This is a genomic window from Rhodococcus sp. NPDC049939, from assembly GCF_040656415.1.
In the GTDB taxonomy this organism is placed as follows: Bacteria; Actinomycetota; Actinomycetes; order Mycobacteriales; family Mycobacteriaceae; genus Rhodococcus_F.
The window spans coordinates 137,100-158,669 of record NZ_JBFAMC010000002.1 but is presented as its reverse complement, the minus strand read 5'-3'; the positions used below and the strand labels follow the sequence as shown (position 1 = coordinate 158,669).

General features: G+C 62.2%; 19 protein-coding genes. 9 read left to right on the top strand and 10 right to left on the bottom strand.

Annotated elements, in window-relative coordinates:
• The first annotated feature begins 15 nt into the window (after positions 1-15).
• From rnpA to AB0I57_RS10070, 4 genes are read left to right on the top strand one after another with little or no spacing between them, the layout of a single operon-like run.
• Positions 16-393, top strand: a complete 378-nt coding sequence (gene rnpA, locus AB0I57_RS10085; protein WP_358334865.1) for a ribonuclease P protein component — start codon at positions 16-18, stop codon at positions 391-393.
• Positions 390-752: a membrane protein insertion efficiency factor YidD gene (gene yidD, locus AB0I57_RS10080; RefSeq protein ID WP_358333738.1), complete on the top strand. Its 363-nt coding sequence runs from the start codon at positions 390-392 to the stop codon at positions 750-752. Before rnpA ends, yidD begins: the two co-directional genes overlap by 4 nt.
• Before the next feature lie 4 nt (positions 753-756).
• Complete coding sequence (gene yidC / locus AB0I57_RS10075) at positions 757-1,857, top strand: membrane protein insertase YidC (RefSeq protein WP_358333735.1); 1,101 nt, start codon at positions 757-759, stop codon at positions 1,855-1,857.
• Positions 1,858-1,876: 19 nt separating this feature from the next.
• Positions 1,877-2,431, top strand: coding sequence for a R3H domain-containing nucleic acid-binding protein (locus AB0I57_RS10070; protein WP_358333732.1), 555 nt, complete (start codon positions 1,877-1,879; stop codon positions 2,429-2,431).
• Positions 2,432-2,965: 534 nt separating this feature from the next.
• Here AB0I57_RS10070 and AB0I57_RS10065 read toward each other — a convergent pair.
• The gene (locus AB0I57_RS10065) at positions 2,966-3,217 is read right to left on the bottom strand and encodes a hypothetical protein (RefSeq protein WP_358333729.1); all 252 of its coding nucleotides are present in this window, start codon (positions 3,215-3,217) and stop codon (positions 2,966-2,968) included.
• A gap of 342 nt (positions 3,218-3,559) precedes the next feature.
• Between AB0I57_RS10065 and rsmG the strand changes: the two genes are divergently transcribed.
• The 4 genes from rsmG (at position 3,560) to AB0I57_RS10045 (ending at position 7,365) form a co-directional block, all read left to right on the top strand.
• Complete coding sequence (gene rsmG / locus AB0I57_RS10060) at positions 3,560-4,243, top strand: 16S rRNA (guanine(527)-N(7))-methyltransferase RsmG (RefSeq protein WP_358333726.1); 684 nt, start codon at positions 3,560-3,562, stop codon at positions 4,241-4,243.
• 69 nt (positions 4,244-4,312) lie between these two features.
• On the top strand, positions 4,313-5,326 hold the full coding sequence (locus AB0I57_RS10055) for a ParA family protein (RefSeq protein WP_358333723.1): 1,014 nt from the start codon (positions 4,313-4,315) through the stop codon (positions 5,324-5,326).
• Positions 5,323-6,402 carry a ParB/RepB/Spo0J family partition protein gene (locus tag AB0I57_RS10050; RefSeq protein ID WP_358333720.1) on the top strand — a complete coding sequence of 360 codons (1,080 nt, stop codon included), beginning with the start codon at positions 5,323-5,325 and terminating at the stop codon, positions 6,400-6,402. Before AB0I57_RS10055 ends, AB0I57_RS10050 begins: the two co-directional genes overlap by 4 nt.
• Positions 6,403-6,558: 156 nt before the next feature.
• The gene (locus AB0I57_RS10045; protein ID WP_358333716.1) at positions 6,559-7,365 is read left to right on the top strand and encodes a GNAT family N-acetyltransferase; all 807 of its coding nucleotides are present in this window, start codon (positions 6,559-6,561) and stop codon (positions 7,363-7,365) included.
• Here AB0I57_RS10045 and AB0I57_RS10040 read toward each other — a convergent pair.
• The 9 genes from AB0I57_RS10040 to AB0I57_RS10000 form a co-directional block, all read right to left on the bottom strand.
• On the bottom strand, positions 7,275-8,474 hold the full coding sequence (locus AB0I57_RS10040) for an N-acetylmuramoyl-L-alanine amidase (RefSeq protein ID WP_358333713.1): 1,200 nt from the start codon (positions 8,472-8,474) through the stop codon (positions 7,275-7,277). The genes AB0I57_RS10045 and AB0I57_RS10040 overlap by 91 nt on opposite strands.
• Positions 8,475-8,667: 193 nt before the next feature.
• Entirely contained in the window at positions 8,668-8,991 is a 324-nt protein-coding gene (gene trxA / locus AB0I57_RS10035) for a thioredoxin (RefSeq protein WP_358333710.1), read from the bottom strand.
• Between the two features lie 39 nt (positions 8,992-9,030).
• Complete coding sequence (trxB, locus tag AB0I57_RS10030) at positions 9,031-10,020, bottom strand: thioredoxin-disulfide reductase (RefSeq protein WP_358333707.1); 990 nt, start codon at positions 10,018-10,020, stop codon at positions 9,031-9,033.
• A 104-nt stretch (positions 10,021-10,124) separates the two neighbouring features.
• Entirely contained in the window at positions 10,125-11,312 is a 1,188-nt protein-coding gene (nox, locus tag AB0I57_RS10025; RefSeq protein ID WP_358333704.1) for a 4,4'-dithiodibutanoate disulfide reductase, read from the bottom strand.
• A gap of 238 nt (positions 11,313-11,550) precedes the next feature.
• The gene (locus AB0I57_RS10020; protein WP_358333701.1) at positions 11,551-12,300 is read right to left on the bottom strand and encodes a hypothetical protein; all 750 of its coding nucleotides are present in this window, start codon (positions 12,298-12,300) and stop codon (positions 11,551-11,553) included.
• Between the two features lie 92 nt (positions 12,301-12,392).
• On the bottom strand, positions 12,393-12,974 hold the full coding sequence (gene sigM, locus AB0I57_RS10015; protein WP_358333698.1) for an RNA polymerase sigma factor SigM: 582 nt from the start codon (positions 12,972-12,974) through the stop codon (positions 12,393-12,395).
• A 48-nt stretch (positions 12,975-13,022) separates the two neighbouring features.
• Complete coding sequence (murJ, locus tag AB0I57_RS10010) at positions 13,023-16,949, bottom strand: murein biosynthesis integral membrane protein MurJ (RefSeq protein WP_358333695.1); 3,927 nt, start codon at positions 16,947-16,949, stop codon at positions 13,023-13,025.
• Complete coding sequence (locus tag AB0I57_RS10005; RefSeq protein ID WP_358333692.1) at positions 16,946-19,345, bottom strand: DUF6049 family protein; 2,400 nt, start codon at positions 19,343-19,345, stop codon at positions 16,946-16,948. Before AB0I57_RS10005 ends, murJ begins: the two co-directional genes overlap by 4 nt.
• Positions 19,342-19,926 (bottom strand): NUDIX hydrolase, encoded by a 585-nt coding sequence (locus AB0I57_RS10000; RefSeq protein ID WP_358333689.1) that lies wholly within the window; start codon positions 19,924-19,926, stop codon positions 19,342-19,344. Before AB0I57_RS10000 ends, AB0I57_RS10005 begins: the two co-directional genes overlap by 4 nt.
• A gap of 138 nt (positions 19,927-20,064) precedes the next feature.
• Between AB0I57_RS10000 and AB0I57_RS09995 the strand changes: the two genes are divergently transcribed.
• Positions 20,065-21,522, top strand: coding sequence for a CCA tRNA nucleotidyltransferase (locus AB0I57_RS09995; protein WP_358334862.1), 1,458 nt, complete (start codon positions 20,065-20,067; stop codon positions 21,520-21,522).
• Positions 21,523-21,570 lie beyond the last annotated feature (48 nt).

Here is a 21,570-nt window from a genome sequence, read left to right as displayed (position 1 = left end):
GATCAGGAGCTCGGGGTGTTGCCTGAGCCGCATCGACTACGTCGCCATTCGGATTTTTCTTTGACCGTGCGGCGTGGTCGTCGGACGGTTAGAGGTGACCTGGTCGTGCACGCATTGGACCGTGCGCAGACAAATGAGCTGGTGAGTAGCTGCGGTCCGAGATTCGGTCTCGTTGTGAGTAAGGCTGTCGGGCCGGCGGTGATTCGTCATCGAGTCGCGCGCCGGCTTCGTCATATCTGTGTGGGTTTGACAGGACTTGTCCCAGCAGGAACCGATGTGGTGATTCGCGCCCTTCCTGGAGCCGCCACAGCAAGCAGTCGGGATCTGGACAAGCAACTTCGTGCAGGCTTGGCTCGATTGGATCTTCTTGTGCCGGTGAGTAATTCGGTATGAGTAGGGCATCCGGCAAGTCAGGCGCCACATCCTCGGCTTCATCCGCGTGGGTGGCGGTTCGTGCGGTTCCGGCGCAGATCCTCATTTTCTTCATCGAGCTCTACCGAACGTACGTGTCGCCACTGAGGATGCCGACCTGCCGGTTCATGCCGACTTGTAGCGAATACGCAGTGGAATCACTACGAACCCACGGGGCGATCAAGGGCCTCGTTTTGACGGTGATTCGGTTGTTGAAATGTGCCCCCTGGCACCCTGGTGGATGGGATCCGGTCCCTGGCGGGCGGGATTCAAACCCGAACCGCGGTCCTGGGTGCCATGAGAGCTGTCCTGTGAACGTGGACGAACAGAGGAGTACCTAGAGCCGTGCTCGACTTCATTTACTATCCGGTGTCCGGGATCCTTTGGGTCTGGCACAAGGTCTTCGCCGCCATCCCCTTCCTGGGCCCGGACAGTGGCATCACGTGGGCGCTCTCAGTGGTGTTTCTGGTCTTCACCCTGCGTGCCGTGCTGTACAAGCCGTTCGTCAAGCAGGTTCGGACGACGAGGCAGATGCAGGAACTGCAGCCTCAGATCAAGGCCTTGCAGAAGAAGTACTCCGGCGACCGGCAGCGGCAGGCGCTCGAGATGCAGAAGCTCCAGAAGGAGCACGGGTTCAACCCCATCATGGGTTGCCTGCCGGTTCTCGCCCAGGCGCCCGTGTTCATCGGTCTGTTTCACGTGCTTCGTTCGTTCAACCGCACAGGCACGGGCTTCGGCCAGGTCGGGTTGTCGGTCGAGGCCAACGCCAACACCCCGAACTATTTCTTCGGCGTCGACGACGTTCAGTCGTTCCTGAGTGCCCGACTATTCGGCGCACCCATTTCGGCATGGATCACGATGCCGAAAGCGCAACTCGATGCTTTCGCCGCATATGGCCCGGTGCCCTCCGTTTTCACCATCGCGGTCGTGGCGGTTCCCTTGATGATCATCGCCAGCATCGCAACCCACTTCAACTCACGTGCCTCGGTGGCGCGTCAGAGTCCGGAGGCCGCGGCCAACCCGCAGTCCGCGATCATGAACAAGCTGGCGCTGTACGTGTTTCCGCTCGGCGTACTCGTTGGTGGACCGTTCTTGCCCATCGCGATCCTGCTGTACTGGGTGAGCAACAACATCTGGACCTACGGTCAGCAGCACATCGTCTTCCGTCGAATCGACATGGAGGAAGAAGAGAAGAAGGCAGCCGCCATGGCGCGGCGGGCGGAGAACGCGCCCAAGCCAGGAGCGCGGCCGGACCCGAAGAAGAAGAAGTCCGGAACCGCTGCAACGAATGGTTCTTCCGGAGAGAACGATTCGCCCATGGCGAAGAGTGACGAATCCACCGATCAGGCTCGCGGTGATGTGTCCGAGCAGGGTAGCTCGAAACCCAAGCCTGGTAGTCGCCCACAGTCGAACCGCGGTAAGTCCTCAAAGCGCAAGCGGCGCTGATTCAGAAAAGAGAATGGACATGGCTACAGAGCCTGACATCGCACAAGACGGAGATGGCATGGACGGGACTTCATCGACGCAGAATCCGGATGTCGAGGTGGATTCCGATGCTGACGACCTCTTGATCGAAGAAGGCGAGATCGCGGGCGACTACCTCGAGCAATTGCTCGACGTCCTCGACTTCGATGGCGATATCGACCTGGACGTCGAGGGCGATCGCGCAATGGTCAGCATCGACGGCGGCGACGATCTGTCCAAGTTGGTCGGTCGCAAGGGTGAGGTGCTGGACGCACTCCAGGAATTGACGCGACTCGCGGTGCAGCAGTCGACGGGCGAGCGTAGCCGTCTCATGTTGGACATCGCGGGGTGGCGCGCCGGCCGACGTGCGGAACTCACCGAAATCGGGGCCGCCGCCGCCCGTCGGGTCCTCGACAGCGGTGAGCGCGAGGAGTTGGCTCCGATGACACCGTTCGAACGCAAGATCGTCCACGATGCAGTCGCGAAGATCGAGGGTGTGTCGAGTGAGAGCGAAGGCGCGGAGCCATCACGCCGCGTTGTCGTAATCAAGGACTGAATCACGTAGCTAAATCCAAGGCGAGGTTCGGCGGATAATGTTCCGCCGAACCTCGCCTTTATTCATTGTTCTAATGGGTCACTGCAGTGGTTATTCGTTTCACGTGAAACAGGAGCCACTCCCCTCCTCACCGGTCACGGCCGCTGTTCGAGTCGACTGTGTGTTGTATGCGAGATCTCACCGAGGAGGATCGGCTCACTACGCCGGAGCGGACTATGGCACGAAAGACCGCCCAACCGGAACCGGTGGACGATCAGCGGGTGTATCTATTTGTAGTTCACATCGATGGTGGGTGCTGATGGTTCAGAACCGAAGTGAGGTACCAGAATTCCTGACTGTTCCCACACCTGACCGTTTCGTCACTGTGATGATTAGGAGTGGGGTGAATCAGGTGACTCGGTCGAGGGATAGACACCGGTTGCCGACTCTGGTTGGCCGATTCGCCATCCACTTCCGGTCCCGAAACGAATCGACCGCCCGGACCCGCGACGGTTGCAACAACACACCCCATTCCATACGAAACGGCTGTCCGGTTCAGGAGTAGTTGACCGTTGCGATTTTCCGGCATCTTGGCGCTAGGGCATTCCTCGCAGAGGCGGTGCTCATCTTCTTCTCGTGTGCCGCCCACTCCTTTTCCTTGGAGACACCCACCGCGGAGGCGCCGTCCAGCTCGAGTTCCGAGGCGCCCGCATTCTTACGCGGCCGCCGACGCCGCGGAGACGAGGGCCACGCCGCCGCGAGGAGTCCGGCGACCGCAATGTTAGTGTTGCCCGTACTGGAGTCCACTTGATTGCCACACATTCAATAGGTTCCAGCCGCGCCCCGGATGCTAGATGCATCGCGGGCTCTCTCATGTGATCTTCGTGTAAGCCTGTGGGCTGACACTCTGAACTAGGATCCCTTCCGTTGGTAGGTTGCAAACTGACGCGCCCGTTTCACGTGAAACATCCGATCCGGTTCTCTACCGTCCGACGTTGGAACTCCACAGGGCCACCCCTCTCCTGGCGGCTAGCTGGGGGTGTTGCCCGACACTATCCGGCGTTGCGTGCTCGAGTTGAGCGGCATACTTGCAAATGGACCGGATAATGAAGATGCCGAGTTTGCCGACTTCGCGCTATTCGCGAGAGGATGTTTCACGTGGAACAACATCGTGAAGAGCTAGCCGAATGGGACGAGCTAGCGGTGGCGCGCCAGGTGTTTGGTGAACGATTCGATATCGCGGAGCGCTACCACAAGTCGCTTGCCAGCGACGGAGTTGAACGAGGCCTGATCGGTCCCCGAGAAGTTCCACGTCTGTGGGAACGGCATCTTCTGAACTGTGCGGTCGTAGGGGAACTGATCGCCGAAGGCGAGTCCGTAGTCGACATCGGAAGCGGTGCCGGATTGCCTGGCATCCCTCTTGCAATCGCTCGGCCCGATCTTCACATCACTCTGGTTGAACCACTCTTGCGCCGGTCGGTCTACCTGGCCGAATTTGTCGAGTCCAACGGGTTGGATGTTCTGGTAGTCCGGGGACGAGCCGAGGAGTCGGGTGTGATCAAAGAGGCTGGGGGTGCCGACGTGGTGACATCTCGCGCTGTTGCGCCGTTGGAGAAACTAGCCAAATGGTCGCTACCGCTGATACACGAGCATGGGAGAATGCTCGCATTGAAAGGTTCGAGCGTCGCTGAAGAGATCTCGCGTGACCGCGATTCCCTCGCCCGTCTGGGTGCGGGAAAGCTGGAGATCGTGAAATGCGGAGTGGGCTTGCTTCCCGTGCCCACCGTTGTAGTGCGGGCAGAACGAGTGCCAAAACGGCGTCATCGCCGGTAATGGTCCAGTCGGGGGCTAGGTGGCGTGCAATGTCGAGTATCGAGCGATCCCTAATCGAAGGAGTAGTCAATGTCGGGTGGGCCTGAATCCGCCGTTTCACGTGAAACACCTTTGCGTGAAACCGACCTTCAACACGACCAGGCGGTGCCCTCCGAGAACGGGGACGACGAGTTCACGGCCCCGTACAGCGGAATCTCCGCGGAGGAAACGCCGATCGGTGCGGCGGCACGCAGGGCGACTCAGGTGCTTCACCCCCGCTCGGTGACTCTTCCGAAGCCACCGGAACGGCGGATCATGACTATCGCCAATCAGAAGGGCGGGGTTGGGAAGACGACGAGTGCGGTCAATCTGGCGTCTGCTCTCGCGGTCCAAGGATTGACGGTCTTGGTGGTCGACCTCGATCCGCAGGGCAATGCCAGTACAGCACTGGGCATTGCTCACAACTCCGGCGTGCCCTCCAGCTACGAGCTTCTGCTCGGTGAAGTGACCGCTGCCGATGCGATCCAGCAGAGCCCGCACAACGATCGGCTCTTCTGCATCCCGGCGACGATAGACCTCGCCGGCGCCGAGATCGAATTGGTTTCGATGGTTGCCCGTGAGGGTCGGCTGAAAAGCGCGCTGTCGGGGAGGTCGTTCGGTGACATCGACGTGGACTTCATCCTGATCGACTGCCCCCCATCACTCGGGCTACTCACCGTGAATGCGATGGTTGCGGCCAACGAGGTTCTGATCCCTATCCAGTGCGAGTACTACGCACTCGAAGGCGTGGGTCAGCTGCTGAGGAACATCGAACTGGTACAGGCGCACCTGAACCCCGATCTGCACGTGTCGACGGTGCTCTTGACCATGTATGACGGGCGTACCAAATTAGCCGACCAGGTGGCGGAAGAGGTGCGTACGCACTTCGGCGACGCAGTTCTACGGGCGGTCATTCCGCGCAGTGTGAAGGTCTCGGAGGCTCCTGGATACGGGATGACCGTGCTCGACTACGACCCCGGATCACGTGGAGCAATGAGCTACCTTGATGCAGGACGTGAACTCGCCACACGTATAGCGCAGACGACAGAGCAGGAGCAACGATGAGTCAGACACGCAAGGGGGGGCTGGGCCGCGGTCTGGCTGCACTCATTCCCACAGGACCGACGACGAGCCCGGGACTCGGCGTCGCTGCGGCCGATGTCGTGATCGGAAGCGATAGCCGTACCGCCCCGACCGCGTCGACACCGCAATCGTCGGAATCTTCAGCCGACGGGGTGACTGACAATGCGTCCAGCTCAAACAAAGCAAACACCAACGGTGACGGCGCCGAGTCCGGCAACGGGGCTGAACCCCTCCTCTCCCCCGCTGGAGCGGTGTACCGGGAAATCGCACCCGACCTGATCGAGAGAAATCCCAAGCAGCCTCGACAAGTGTTCGACGACGAGGCTCTCGGCGAGTTGGTTCACTCGATCCGCGAGTTCGGCCTGATGCAGCCGATCGTTGTTCGTCCGATCGAGAACGGCAAGTTCCAGCTCGTCATGGGCGAGCGTCGGTGGCGTGCCAGCCAGGAAGCCGAGCTCGAGATGATTCCGGCGATCGTCCGGGAGACCGGCGACGAGGCGATGCTACGAGATGCTCTTCTCGAAAACATCCACCGTGTTCAGCTCAACCCTCTGGAAGAGGCCGCGGCGTACCAACAACTACTCGAAGAGTTCGAGGTGACGCATGAGGAGTTGGCCTCGAGGATCGGCCGTTCTCGTCCGGTGGTGACGAATATGATTCGCTTGCTCAGGTTGCCAGTCCCAGTGCAACGTCGTGTCGCGGCGGGCGTCCTGTCCGCCGGTCACGCCCGAGCGCTGCTCTCGCTCGAGGCCGGCGCCGATGCGCAGGAAGTGATGGCAGCACGTGTCGTCGCGGAGGGAATGTCCGTCCGTGCGACGGAGGAAGCGGTCATGCTTGCCAACCGCAACGGCGACCAGACAGCGCAGCCCGCTCAGCGCCGGAAGCCGATTACGATGCCTGGTCTGCAGGAGGTGGCAGAGCGACTCTCGGATTCGTTCGATACCCGAGTCACTGTCAGCCTGGGCAAGCGTAAGGGCAAAATTGTAGTCGAGTTCGGTTCCGTAGACGATCTCCAGAGGATCGTGGGAATGATGGAGGTACAGAAGGCCGATTCGTAGGTGACCGACGAGGTAGACCCATCCCACGTTGATCCGTCACTGTGACGGTAGTGATCGGCGAATCGGCTCCGAATGGAATATCGGGAGCGAAAACCATTGAACAGTAGAGGATGTCGAATGATACGCGTCAGTGACTCATGGAGGCTGAGCTAGCCAGTGTCGACTCACGTCACGTCGCTTACTCTCGACGACTTGGACAAGCTCTCCGCGCACGTTCGTCGCTGTGTTTTCTGGGAAATGGATCCCTCGGCGATCAAAGGTGCTCGTGGCTTCTGCGATCAGGAGTTCGAGAAGGAGGCTTGGCTGTCCATGGTCATGCTCGAATGGGGGTCCTGCGGCCAGGTCGCCGTGGTAGACGGCAAGCCGGTCGGCAGTGCTCTCTACGCTCCCCCACGGACCGTGCCACGCGCGCAACTCCTGCCGACCGGACCCGTCAGCGCAGACGCGATCCTCCTCACAAGCCTTTGGGTCGAACCTGCGGGTGAGGAGCAGAACCTGGGCACGACCTTGATTCAGGCGGTTGTGGCCGATCTGGTGCGACGTGGTGTTCGTGCCCTCGAGGCGTTCGGCATCCGAGAGGTAGGTGTGGATGAACCGGGCGGCACACTGGGCGCAGCTACCCCCTCTGCTACCGCGGCTCGCGAGTGTTCTCCCGAAGAGTGCATGATCCCGGCGGACCTCCTCGAGGACAATGGCTTCGAAGTGGTTGCCCCGCACCCACGATTCCCCCGTCTGAGACTCGAACTGAATCGAGATCACGGGTGGAAGGAAGACGTCGAAGCGGCATTGGAGCGGCTGTTGAACACGTCGTCGGTAAGCCTGGTGGACATCGGTGAGCGCACACCCGTGAGTGCACACTTACCGACGGGTACTCAGGGGCGCTCGGAGGCCGACATTTCTTCGGCGAGCAGTTCAGCAAAGGTGAACGTTCCGGTTGGCTGGTCGTCCTGGCCGAGTAGATAAAGCCGCTTCACGGAGACAAGGATGGCCTCGGCAATGGCATCACGGGCCCGGGGGTTGGCGAGAACCTCGGCATCTGATCGGTTGGTGAGGTAGCCAAGATCGATCTGCACGGTCGGCATGCTCGTCAAACGGAGCAGATCCCAGGTTCGACCGTGTGTTCGGCAGTCCTGCAGTGGCGTGCGCGCCACGATCTCCCGTTGGATGAATCCAGTGAGGACCTGCCCGATCATCGATATCGAACCGTGCGAATTGCCGAAATGAAAGCTCGCCACACCGTTGGCGGCCGGGCTCGTGTTGCTGTCGCACCGCAGCGAGATCATCAAATCCGCGTCGAAAGCGTTCGCCGTGGAGGCACGCTCGACGTCCGACGGATTCGTGTGGTGTGGTCGGGAAAGGAACGTCTCCATCCCTGTTGCCGCCATGCGGCCCTCTAGCCGGCTGGCGAGGTCCCACATGATGTCGGATTCCGAGATCATGCCGTGCCGACAATGCACGATCGTTCCCACACTGTCTCCGCCGAGGCCCGGATCGATGACGATCCGTTTGCCGGTCAAGTGCGGTCCGGAGCTGCGAACCAGTTCTTCTTCGCTGATCGCGTGTGGTGACCCACCTGTGACGCGGGTGCCGAGCAACTCGAGGGATCGTAGAGTGGCCGGGCCGCAGATGCCGTCGGCGGCGATCCCGATCTCCCGTTGAAACGAAGAGAGCGAATCGTGGGTGCTCGGTCCGAAGAATCCGTCTACACGGCCGATGTAGAAGCCGAGATCCTGTAGTCGGGTCTGCAGGGTAGCCACATCGTCGCCATACAGTGGCGCGGAAAGTTGATAGATCAGCGTGCGTGCGCCCAGGCGATACGACGCCTCTCTCATAGACCGGTATGTCGCCCGCCCCACGATTCCGTCGACAAGTAGGCCACGTTGCTGCTGAAAGGCCCGTACGGCGCTGTCGAGGTGATGATCGAACACCGCGTCTGACGCGATCCAGTGGGAGCTGTCGGTAATGTCGTGCCGAGCGTCGGCAATGCTGTTGTGAAGAAATCCGAGACTTGCAAGAATTCCCCGAATCTCTGCGACGGCCGGGCCAGTTTCGCCACGACAGAGTCGGTGCATGTTTCAGGGCCTCTCAGTCTGAATCAATGACTGTGTGCGTCACCACAACACAGCTGAAGTGCAAACGAGTCTCGGTACGGACGAGACGATCGATGCGCCTGGCTCGGTCCAGCGGTCGAGATCAGAGCGCATCGATCAATTGTCTCAGACGTTTCCACATATTCGGCAATCGCACCGAGCGTTTGGGTATCGATCAGAGAACAGCTGAGAGCTCTGTCATCAGAGCAGCTTTGCCTTTGGTTCCGACGATGGTGTTGATCGGCTTACCGTCCTTGAACAGGATCAGCGTCGGTATCGACATGACCTGGAAATCGCGGGCGGTGGCCGGGTTGGCATCGATGTCGAGCTTTGCGATGGTCAGCTTGTCGCCGTGCTCACCCGCGATCTCCTCCAGTACTGGGGCGATCATCTTGCACGGCCCGCACCAGGCGGCCCAGAAGTCGACGAGGACCGGTTTGTCGCTGGACAGGACGTCTTGCTGGAACGAATCATCGGTGATGGTGACGGTGTTCGACACGGGGTTCGCCTTACTCGTGGTTGGTCAATGGGAATTCGTCTACAACTTGGCGTCGACCGGTTCACCTGCTGCGGCCACGGTGTTGGCGGTGATGTCGCCACGCTCGGCCAGCCACCGTTCGGCATCGATCGCCGCCGAGCACCCGGTACCGGCGGCGGTGATCGCCTGGCGATAGGTGTGGTCCACCAGGTCCCCAGCCGCGAAGACGCCGTCGAGGGAGGTTGCGGTCGTCGGTTGCTGAGTGTGCACATACCCGGCGTCGTCGAGAGACACCTGGCCTTTGACCAGGTTGCTGCGCGGATCGTGGCCGATTGCGACGAACATGCCGGTCACGGGCAGAGTGGACTGCTCACCGCTGACTGTGTCGCGGATCACGAGACCGGTGACGCTGTTCTCCCCCAGAACTTCGACAGGTTCCGCGTTGGTGACGAAGCGAATCTTTTCGTTCGACTTGGCGCGCTCGAGCATGATGCGCGACGCGCGGAACTCCGTACGGCGGTGAACCAGGGTGACGCTCCGGGCGAAGCGGGTGAGGAAAGTGGCCTCCTCCATCGCGGAGTCACCGCCGCCGACCACCACGATGTCCTGATCTTTGAAGAAGAACCCGTCACACGTCGCACAGGCGCTGACACCGCGACCCAGCAGTCGTTCCTCGCCGGGAATGCCCAGGTAGCGGGCGGCTGCACCCATCGCCAAGATGACGGCGTGTGCCTGATAGGTCTCCCCGCCGACCACGACCTTCTTGATCGGGCCCTCGAGATGGAGCTCCTCGACATCCTCGGTACGGATGTCGGCACCGAAACGCTTGGCCTGCTCACGCATCTGGTCCATCAAGTCCGGACCCATGATTCCCTCGCGGAATCCAGGGAAGTTCTCGACCTCGGTGGTGGTCATGAGAGCACCACCGAACTGAGTTCCTTCGAAGAGAAGCGGTTCGAGCTCCGCCCGCGCTGCGTAGATCGCCGCGGTATATCCGGCAGGTCCCGAACCAACGATGATGAGTTCACGAACCGTCGATGGAGTCGTCATGCGAGCCTTCCAGTGGTGAGGGTTACTCAGTCGTATGGATCAACACCAGACTAAAGGGTGTTGTTCCCATGGGGCAGGTGACGCCGGTCGCTTCTGACGAAAGGTCAGCGCAGGGCTTCCCTGATGACGCAGCGGGTTCCCGTGTAGATGGTGGGCATGCACTTGTTGCAGTGGATGCAGAGCCCCTCGGGTACGCGCTGGTCACGAAACTTGTTGACCAGGTCGGGGTCGCGGAGTAGAGCGCGCGCCATCGCTACGAATTCGAATCCCTCTTCGAGCGCGTTCTCGATGGTGTCGAGCCTGTTGATGCCGCCGAGGAGGATGAGTGGCATGGACAGGGCCTCACGGAACTGCCGCGCCAGCGGAAGAAAGAAGGCTTCCTCGAAGGGGTAGGTGGGAAAGATTCGCGGGCCGTACAGCTTCAGGCCGTATCCGACCAGTTTCGGCTGTGAGGCCACGAACTCCCTCATCGGAACCTCACCTCGAAAGAAGTACATTCCATTGAGTAGTGAACTTCCGCCGGTGAGTTGCAGTGCGTCGAGATGTCCGTCGGCTTCGAGGATCTGGGCGATCTGCAGGCTGTCGTCGAGCCACAGTCCCTTCGGGACGCCGTCCGCCATATTGAATTTCGCGGTGATGGCAACCGAATCGCCTACGGTGTGGCGCACTCGGTCGATCACGCGGCGCGGGAAGGCGATCCGCCGCTCGAGGCTACCCCCGTACTCGTCCTTCCGTTTGTTGAGATTCGGGCTCATGAACGAGCTGAGGAGATAGTTGTGTCCGAGGTGGACCTCGATGGCGTCGAAGCCGGCGTCGACGGCGACCTGCGACGCGTCCTCGAAGTCACGGATGACCCGGGCCAGTTCTTCCTTGGTGGCGCCCTTCACGAGACCCATTGCAGGCGCGCTCAATCGTGTCGACGGGGCGAGGGTCTTGGTGCGGTTGGACAGGGTATTCGCCACCAGCCCGGCATGCCCGATCTGCGCCGCGACGAGTCCACCTTCCGCGTGGACGGCATCGGTGAGCCGGCGCAGGTCAGAGACGTTGGCCTTGTCGAGCACGAGAGTGTTCGCGTGGACGCGTCCGCCCGGTGAGACGGCGCAGTATGCGACGGTCGTCAGCGCGGCACCTCCCCTCGCGACCTCTGCATGGAAGTCGACGAGTTGGTCGGTGACTCGGCCTCGCGGCATGACGCCCTCGAATGTGGCGGCCTTCATGATGCGGTTACGCAGCGTCAATGGGCCCAGACGAGCCTGTTCCCAAATGCTTCGGTGCGATTGCGGAACGGTCACTTGATGTCCTGGTTCGAATTGCGATGCCACTGAGTCCAGATTGGACGATATAGCGCGAAAGCCAGTTCTGTCTCACAATCACCAGATCCCGAACGGTAAAGCGAACCATGTGTCGGGAGGGCATTCTCGAGGAGTATTGCCTGAGTTGTCGACCACGGCAGGGTATTTCGTGCGTATTTCCGGCGCTGAGCAGTAAGCGTCCAGCGCAATGGGTCCAGAGTCTCGAGAAATCTCGAAATCAACCGATGTTCGTGACGGCCATTGTCGCCGGATCCGCCGCGCTGCAACCCCGGCCGACCACCAAGGCTGTGATCTGTGGAGGTTGTGGACCGGCAAACAGAAGCAGCACCCCTGGCACGCCGTCGAGACGGACTTCTCCCGAACCCAGGAGTGTACGAGACGGGTCGATCTCGTTGGCGCGCAAACACTCCGATAATGCACCCGGATCGGCGAGCGAGCCCAGCTGTCTCGACCCGATGAGGGTGAGCAGACTTCCGGAATCGAGATGGGTGCCCAGATCGAGAACCTGTGCCGCCGAGGCCTTCACGGAACTCGGAAGGGCGACCGGCGGTGTCTCCGGGGCCCGACTGCTCGGTATCACCACGCCGACCGCAACCAGGATCGCTGCCGCCGCTGTGAGGGTTGCCACGGCAACTGCCGCCCATCTCCTCCGCCGAGTCAGCGGTACCACCGTCGTCGTGGGAGCGCCGTCCCGCTCCGCCGCGAGGGTGCGGTCGATGCGGTTGGCGACTTCAGGGGGGATCGGCGTCTCGACGGAGTCGTCTCGGCCGAGGGTTCGAAGCTGATCGGTTACCTTGTCGAGGGCAGCGATCACCTCCATAGCTTTCGGATCGTTCCGGACCAGAGGCCATAGACGATCGCTCACCGACTCGGGCAGCAGTCCGACATGTAGATCTGCGAGCAGATCGGCTGAGTACGGAGGGGTCGGAAACTCGGCGTCGGAAGCGTCGAGTCGACGGTCAGCCATCGCACCTCCTCACCGATCGGTTCGAGCCCAGGACATCAGGTACGGGACGCCGGACGCTCTATTTGGTCCTACTGAATTCTGACGCCCGGGAGTCACGATCGGTTCCCCTCGTCACGGAAATACTCGAGAGACGCGGCAAGCTTCTTTCTTCCCCTCGCACAGCGACTCTTCACGGTGCCTTCCGGGACTTCGAGCAGACTGGCGGCCTCGCTGGTGGAAAAACCTTCGAGGTCGACCGCAACGATCGCAGTGCGCTGATCGAGAGGGAGTAACTCCAGGGCTCGTTCGATTACGAGGCTCAACTCCAATTCGGCTACGCGGTCGCGGGTCTCGCGTGGTTCGTCCCTCTCGTCAGAAGACAGCGACACAGCTGGGCGGGCCTTGTTTCGGCGAATACGGTCGAGGCAGGCATTGACCACGATCGTGTGCAACCAACTGCGTACCGCGGCATCGTGGCGGAACGTGGCGGCTTTACGGTGTGCGGACAGCAGCGCTTCCTGTAGCGCGTCAGCGGCGTCCTCAGGGGTGTAACTGGTGCGTTTGGCGACGTGCCACAGGTGGTCGTAGTGGCGCCTGAGCAGGGTCGAGAATGCGTGCCGATCACCCGCAACGTGCGCGGCCAACAGGTCGACGTCCGAGGCACTGTCCTCGGTCTCCCAACGGAAGGTTCGCACCGGCGGATGTTAACCCGCGTTCGTCGGTAGCGGGGCACCGGGTATCGCCTAGGTCGTAGCTTCGAATTCCATGTCCGCGATCGAGGATTGATTGCGCCCATCGGAGGTGCTCAGCTCAGTGATCCATATCAGGACATCCTTGGTGGGGCCCGCGGATGTCACCGAGATGTCGGTGACACCGTCGTCGAGCACCGCAGAACCGAGCACCCGGGTCTGGTCCAGGGAGGGGTCTGCCGATGGTGCGCTTCGGATCTCGACGGTGGTACCCGGTGAGGGTGAGTCGATCGAGACGCTCGAGAGGTTGATCGGCTGGTCGAACGTCACCATCAGGCCAACACCATTCTTCAGCGCTGGGAAGGGCTGGAAGTAGTTGTCGGTGGTCCACATCGTGGACGTATCTCCGTCGATGGCGAGTCCGGCGTTCGCGGCGGAGTCTGCTGTGCCCTGTGGCGAGAACACCTCTATACCTGAAGGCGTGACGGGTGCGACGCTGGAGCCTGCAGCATTGGGCGAGTTCGGACTTCCCTCAGCGGTGGGCGAGGCTTCCGCCGACGGGGTGAGTCCGAAGTTCTGCTCGGTGAGTGGAGCGTTGGAGCTGCTGCCCGTGAGGAATGTCGCGAGCCAGAAGCCCAGCAGTGCGAGCACGATGATGGTGACGACTCCGAGGCCTGCGAGCGCTGCGATCATCCGGTTTGACTTCTTCTTCTCCGCCTCGAGCGCTTCCGGATCGTCTAGAACGTGATCCGGGTTGCCGGCCGCACGTTGTCCGAGCCGGATCGAGGGGATGAATTCGGTCTTCTCGTTGATCACGGAAGCCTGATCGAGAATGTGTTGCACGGTGGCGGCCGTGCGAATTCCACCGTTCGGTTCGAGTGAACGCAACGCGACCGCGGAGATCTCGAACGGAACCTCGGGCCGGATCACTCGTGGTCCGATCGGCTGCCCAGTCGAGTCGCGGTCTGCCAGCCGCATACCGCCGACGCTTCCCGGGCGAGGTGCGCCCGGAGGAGCGGCTGGGTCGGTCAGCGGCCAGCGCGATGTGATGAGCGCGTAGAGCATGGCGCCCAGTCCGCGCACGTCGGAACTGGAGTCGGAGTCGGCCAGTGTGGCCGGGAAGGCCAGAACGGCATCGCCGTTGATGCTGATGCGAACACGATCGGGGTGATCGATCGACAGTGCCCCACCGGCACGGTGTGCGGTCTCGGCGGCCGCGGCGAGGGCGCGGATGGCGCTGGCGGCGCCGATCGGCGACGGCCTGGTGTCGGCCATCTCTCGAAGAGAGCGGCCTGGTGTCCACTCGGCGACGACGATGCCACCCGAGCTTCCACGGACCACGTCCAGCACGCGGGCGAGACCGGGTGAATTGATCCTGCCGAGCCGTAGGGTCCGCGAGAGGATCGCTTGCGGGCCTTCGGGAGAGGTTGAGGTGGAACGCTGTTCGGCGTCGACGAAGGTGAGGGCCACCTCGCGGTCGAGTTTGACGTCGAGTGCCTGCCAGAACTGGAGACCGCGCGAACCGCCGTGTGGTGTCAGGAGACGGTAGCGGCCGCCTGCCACGGAAGCGCCGGGAATGAGCTTGGGGCCACGGACGGTGGTGCGACGCGACTGCACTGTCGGCTCGGGATCGGGCGCGGGTGTAATGGGGATTACACCGGTATCGACGCTGACGTCACGTCCTGGTGTGGCACTGATGTGATCGACATCTCCGTGTGCGTCACTGGAGTCGTCGGCGCGGTTCGAGACCGTCTCCTGTTCACCCTTCGCGGCGGCGTCCACATCCTCGTGATCGCCGGTCTCCTTGTCCTGCCCGGCTTTCGGAGATTCGTTGGCGGACGTCACGCTGTCGCCAGCCTTCTCCGCGGGGGTAACGGTGCCATCGGGCGCTGCGGCCGAATCGTATTCGGTGGCTTCTACCACAGAACCACTGGCCCTGTCGTTGCCGGACACGTCGTCGTCGCTCACCCTCACTCCTTTACTTTCGAATGCCCAACTCCGACTCGTACCGGGCGGCGATCCGATCCGCTCGTGTCCAGGGTACGGGAGACCATCGACCCCACTGTCACCCCGCGGTTCTCTTCTCGAGTGATCCGATTCGGCTCGGATGACGGGAATGAGTTCGGTCTCAGCGTCGGCGAGCGGATCGACCTTGGGTTCGGCTGTGGCGCCGCGACCGCGGAGGGCGCGAACCTTCCGGTTGACGGCGACAGTGATGGACATGATCTCCGGAATCTTCGCAAACCAGAGGATCACGAAAGTGACGCCGATCATCAATATGCCGTTGATGATCACGAGAACCATGGAGCCGGGGCCACCGAAGAGTGTGGTCAGCCTGTCCAGCTTCAACAGCCGGTTAATGCCGAGCACGGCAAGTGCGCCCGCCAACGACGCAAGGACCACCACCCACACCGTCTTGCCGACGTTCGCCATCTGAAGATTTCCGAGGCTCCGATGCAGCAGGTAGCCGCCGATCAATGCTCCAGCGATGTAGCCGATGCCGTTGGCGGCGCCGAGCAGGATCACCACCTGGTCGTCGCTCGACGCGATTACCGGAGTGAGCGCGGACAGGACGATCTTGACTGCGGTGATGCCGAGGACGATCCACGTGGGGGTCCAAGCCCGTTCCCTCGCATAGAAGACGCGTAGCTGAATGAGGACCAGCGAATAGGGAATCAATGTGAACGCCGACCAACTGACCGCCTCACCGAGACGTCCGGCATCTCCCGCTCCGAAGTTTCCGTACGCGTACAGCGCGTTGCCGATCTCTGGTCCCGCGAAGGTGAGGAACGTGATGATCGGGATCAGCGCAATCATCGTCAACCGGGTCGCAACCGACAGGTCGTCGACCACGGCCGGGGTGTCGTCGTTGGCGGCGTTGCGGCTCAGTCGCGGCATGATCGCGGTGAGGACCGTCACGCCCAGCACGCCGTAGGGCAGTTGGAGCAGGAGCCAGGCATTGTTGTAGATCGCGGGACCCGCTTCGTCCACCAGAGACGCGATTCGGGTGGTGACGAACATTCCTGCCTGGCTGATCAGCACATAGAGGATGATGGCGACGGCCATTCCGCCGAACTGCCGAAGCCGATCGTCGAGGCCCCACAGCGGTTTGAGTGAGATGCCCTCACGCCGGATGGCCGGTACCAGGCTCATCGCTTGTACGACGACACCCAGCGTCACACCCAGGCCGAGGACCAGCAGTTTCGGGTCGCCCATGCGTACCGGGTCGATTGTGATCTCCCCCGGCGTCACGTAGTAGATCACCAGCACCGTGATCATCACGAGGTTGTTCAGCACCGGCGCCCAAGCACCGGGTTTGAACACCTGCCGGGTGTTGAGGATGGCTGTCAGCAGCGCCGACAGTCCGTAGAAGAGGATCGCGGGAAGCAAGAGGTAAGTCAGTGCCGTGGTCAGGGCGCTGCTCACCTTGGCGTCCTCTGGCACGAGGATGGACGTGATCAGGGGCGCCGCGGCGGTGGCCAGTAGCGCCGCAGTCCCGAGCAAGATGCATGTCGCAGTGAACAATCGCCGTACGAACGCCGCACCCCCGTCGGGATCATCGCGTTCGGCGCGTACCAGCACGGGCACGACGATTGCGGTGAGCACCGCCCCCAAGACCAGTTCGGCGATCATGTTCGGGATCTGGCTTGCGACGGTGAACGAACTCGCCAAGGACGCACCGAGCAGAGTCAAGACGAGCAACTGCTTGACGAATCCAGTTATGCGGCTGATCAGTGTCGCAATCGCGATCGAGCCGGTGGACGCCAGCAGGCGCGAGTTGGATTGACTCTGAGGTGCCGTCGAAGGACCCGAGTCACGGGCAGGCGGTGGGTCGTCGACGCGAATGGCCGCGAACTGCACCGTGGGGGCTTCGTCCGGTCGGATCTCCCGAGCCCACTGCTGGTCGCGCTCCCACGGTGCGACCCGGGGCTGGGAGTGACCGGGAAGTCTCCGCCCCCCGCTGGGAATGTCCCCCGTCATGTACGTTCGTACCCTTCGTCAGCGCGATCCGGCTGGCCGCGGAACCGATGCCACAACCGACGGCCGGCGAGGAAAAGTAGGAGACCGCCCGCGCCGGCCGTCAGCATTGCCAACGCCTGCCCGTATGCGTTGGACCGTACTGTCACACTGGTCGGCTCTCCCAATTGCTGTCCATCAGCGGTGGTCAGAGTGAAGTTGACAACGAGTTGGCGCGAGTCGTTGGCGGTGGTGGGCACGGTGAGGGTGCGGCTGCCGCGTGGCGGGAGGGTGATGGCTCCGATGTCGGTGATTTCCATCTCCGACGGCGCGTCCACCCGCAGTCGCACGGTGATGCCCACGGGTAGGTCGTTTCGGGCGACCAACAGTAACGGACTCTGCTCCGACGCCAGCGTGTAGACACCGCCCGGCGATACGACGGTGGTAGCTCCGAACAGATCGTCCATCGTCTGGGCGACTACTTCGACCCGCATGTCGGAGGCTTCCTGCGCGGATCGACGTTCGCTGTCGCGTCGGTGCGCGAGGCTCATCGCGCGCAGAAGGTCCTCGCGCAGCGGGGCGATGAACGTGCCCGGAGTGAGCGGTGTCTGTGGATCGTTGACGAGCGCAGCGCCCAACGTGTCGATACGAGAGATCTGTGTGGAGGCGGCGTCGCGGATGTGATCGGGGATGCTGTCCGCGCTGTTGCCGGAGTAGTCGAGCGCCGCGACCTCCGGCGATTCGGGTTGGAGGCCCAAGAGCGCGGGCAGTGGGAGCGTCGTAGCCAACCCCGACCGCAACAGCGAGGAAACCGTGGACAGCAGGGCCGAAGCGTCTTCGGCTTCAGCGGTCCACAGTTGCGGCGGTACCAGCATGAGTGAGCGGGATGTCCTGGCATTGCTGGCCGCCTCGGGTTCGAGAGCGGACCAGGCGATGGCGCCGAGAGCGTCTTGCCTGCGGGCGGTGTTCGAGTCGTCGGCGAGGCGATAACGAGCCCCGTCAGGGGTGTAGACGGGTGTCTGTGGGGTAGTTCCCATAGCCGCGAGTGCGGCGCCGACGGAGGGGTCGAACAGCAGGGCGGCGACGCTGCCGGTGGCGGAAGAGTTCTCGATGGCCCCTGCGGTCGCGGATTCGTAGTTGCCTGGAACGACGCGTTCGGGTTCCGCCCCCTCGATGAAGTAGACGTTGTCTCGGGGCGTGCTCGTCTCGACGGTATTCGCTGCTACGAGCGCGGTGGTGGGTGAGTTCGCACGAATCATCTGCGCGGTTGTGTCGTCCAGTACCCCAGCGTCGTTCCAGACGAAGTTTCGTAGCGACGTGACACCCAGGATGCCGTCGACGATTCCGGCAGGTGACTCGATCGCTGCCGCAGTCAGGTCCGGGTTCGCAACTTCGGCAACTGCCGAAAGATCGGCCTGCGCAAAGGGTACCGAGGTTGTGCACATGGACGCGGCCAGTGATCGGGTGCGTTCGAGCCAGGCAGCGGCGGCCTCGCTGCCCGCGCCCTCGCGGGCGGGACCCATCGGATCCGATGGATCGTCCACGACGAGGTATCCGCGAGTCATGTTCTGAACCGTGATCAGCAGGTCGGGGTCGACTGCCAGACACAGGCTGTCCCGAAGTGTTTGATCAGGGTCGGCGATGGTACTGGTGGCGAACTCGACGGCCGACAACAGTTCGTCGAGCCGCCCACCCGCGGCGAGCGAGTCGGCGAGGTCGTCGTCGACGAGACGGACTGGTTCGGTGATGGAACCGGGAAGGCCTGCCGCGAGCCGGGGGCGGTCGGCCAGCGGCCATATCATCGTCAGGGCCACTGGGCTGGAGATGTCCGGTGGTACTGCGGGACTCCCCGGGACACCCAACACCGGCAATAGAAAGCGGGCGTCGTCGAGACGTGCTGCGCCACCATACTCTGGTGTGCCGTTCACGTTCACCATCAGCGGATACACACCCGGCTCATCGATGTCGAGCGAGACCTCGTCGTCGGAGCGCAACGGTAGTGAAAGCGTGAACTTCCTGTTCTGGCCCACATCGAGTCTGTCGGCCACAGTTTCGAACATTCCGACCGTGTCGTACTGCGACTGATCGAGGGTGAGTGATGTACGAAGCCCTTCGCTACGCGAGATAGCTGGAGCACGCTGCAGTCGCAAGTTGATATCACGTACCGTGCGATCGCCGACGTTCTCGACGGAGCCGGACACGGTGACGGTCAAATCGCTGGTGGTCGTGACCGTGGCCGGCGTGACGCTGTCGATGTGCAATTCCAGAAACGACGCCGGGTCCTCGTCGATCGTCTGGGTCTGATCGCTCTCGTACGGAATACGATCCTGGGCGAGCGCCACAACGGTGCTGGTGGGAGCCAGCGCGACCGCAAGCGCGGTCAACACCGCAGCGCCGACCCTGTGAAAAGCCACCCTCATCCGACGTCTGGCCTCTTCTGGAGATTCAGGTCAGTGGCGTTCGTCAGGTCAGTGGCTGTTGGCATCTGTGAGATCAAGTCATCAGCGATTTCTGCGAGTTTCCGTTCGTCTGCGTACGCAAGGCGTGATTTCAACTCGGTGAGCGGTACCCACGCCACCTCGGTGACTTCCACGTCTTCATCCGACAGTTCCCCACCGAGGCACTTCATCAAATAATGGTGGACGGTCTTGTGGACGCGCCGGCCATCGGTAACGAACCAGTAGTCAATGCTGCCGAGCGAGGCGAGGACGATGCCCCGGATGCCGGTTTCTTCCTCGACCTCGCGCATCGCGGTCTGTTCGGCGGTTTCGCCCTTCTCGATGTGGCCCTTGGGCAGCGACCACAACAGCCGTCCGCGACGGTCGGTTCGGCCGATCAGGGCTGCGCACAGGTTCATTCTGGGTCCGTCGAGACCGTCTATGACGAGTCCACCCGCCGAGGTTTCGCGGACCGTCCTCATGCGGGTTCTCTCAGGTTTGCTGACGGCGCGCCGTCGCCGCGAGTTGCGGCGACTCCTATTCGCACGTTCGGCAGCAGACACCCCATCGATAATAGTTGGCTCGACCGCACCCAGATGTGTGCCGCACCCGAACCGGGACACTTCGTGACTGTCCTGTTGCGTGGTGACGCCACTGCACGCGTGTCCGGCCATTTGCGCACGTCGGTAAGCTTCTTCGACGTGAATGCCCCTTCCAATGACGACGAGCGCCGAACGCGATTGCTTGCTGCCGCCGCTGTGACGCTGCGCGAGTTGTCCGAAGTCCTGACGCCACTCGGTGCGCGGTTCGCCGCTGCCGGTCACGAATTGTATCTAGTGGGGGGCAGCGTACGGGATGCGATCCTCGGACGCCTCGGAACCGATCTCGACTTCACCACCGACGCCCGGCCCGAGGAAATACAGAAACTGCTCTCCGGTTGGGTCGAGAACCAATGGGATACCGGCATCGAGTTCGGCACCATCAGTGCCGCCAAGGCGGGGCATCAGATCGAGATCACGACATACCGCGCCGACACCTACGACCGGGTGTCGCGCAATCCTGTCGTCCAGTTCGGATCGAAGCTCGAGGACGACCTGGTACGCCGCGATTTCACGGTCAACGCCATGGCCGTGCGGATCGGCGCGGACGGTTCGCTCGAGTTCGTCGACCCGTTGGCGGGCATGGATGCGTTGCTTGCCGGTGTGCTGGACACACCTTCGGCGCCGGAGAACTCCTTCAACGATGATCCGTTGCGCATGTTGCGGGCAGTGAGATTCATCTCTCAACTCGGATTCTCCATGCACCCCCGTGTGCGGCGAGCCATTGCCGACATGGCTCCGCAGATCGAGCGCATCACCGTCGAACGCGTCCGCGTGGAACTCGACAAGCTGATCCTCGGTGAATTCCCCATCGACGGTGTGAACATGATGTGTGAGACGGGCCTCGCCGGCCACGTGCTGCCCGAGGTACCGCAGATGAAGCTCGAGATCGACGAGCATCACCAGCACAAGGACGTGTACTGGCATTCCCTGACCGTTTTGAAGCAGGCCATCGACCTCGAGGAAGGCGACCCCGACCTGGTGTTGCGGTGGGCCGCTCTGCTGCACGACATCGGCAAACCCGACACCAAACGAAACGAACCGGGTGGAGGGGTGAGCTTCCACCATCATGAGGTGGTCGGCGCCAAGATGGTCCGCAAGAGAATGCGGGCGCTGAAGTACTCGAAGCAGATGGTCGACGATGTCTCGAAACTTGTGTTCCTCCACCTGCGCTTCCACGGATACGGGAGAGGTCAGTGGACCGACTCCGCCGTGCGCCGGTATGTGACGGACGCGGGGCCTTTGCTGCCGAGGCTGCACAAACTCGTCCGTGCCGACTGCACCACCCGTAACAAGCGGCGCGCCGCAGCCCTGCAGGCCACCTACAACGACCTCGAGGAACGGATCGCGCGGATCGCTGAGCAGGAGGATCTTGCCCGGGTGCGTCCTGATCTCGACGGCAACGCGATCATGGAACTCCTCGCGATTCCTCCGGGGCCCGATGTCGGGAAGGCGTGGAAGTTCCTCAAGGAACTCCGGCTCGACCGTGGACCGCTCAGCCGCGAGGAAGCCGAGGCGGAACTACTGTCCTGGTGGGCCGAACAGAGGAATGAGGATTGAGATCGTCGGTTCGATGGCGGGCTTTTCCCAGCAAGACAGCCGAAAAAG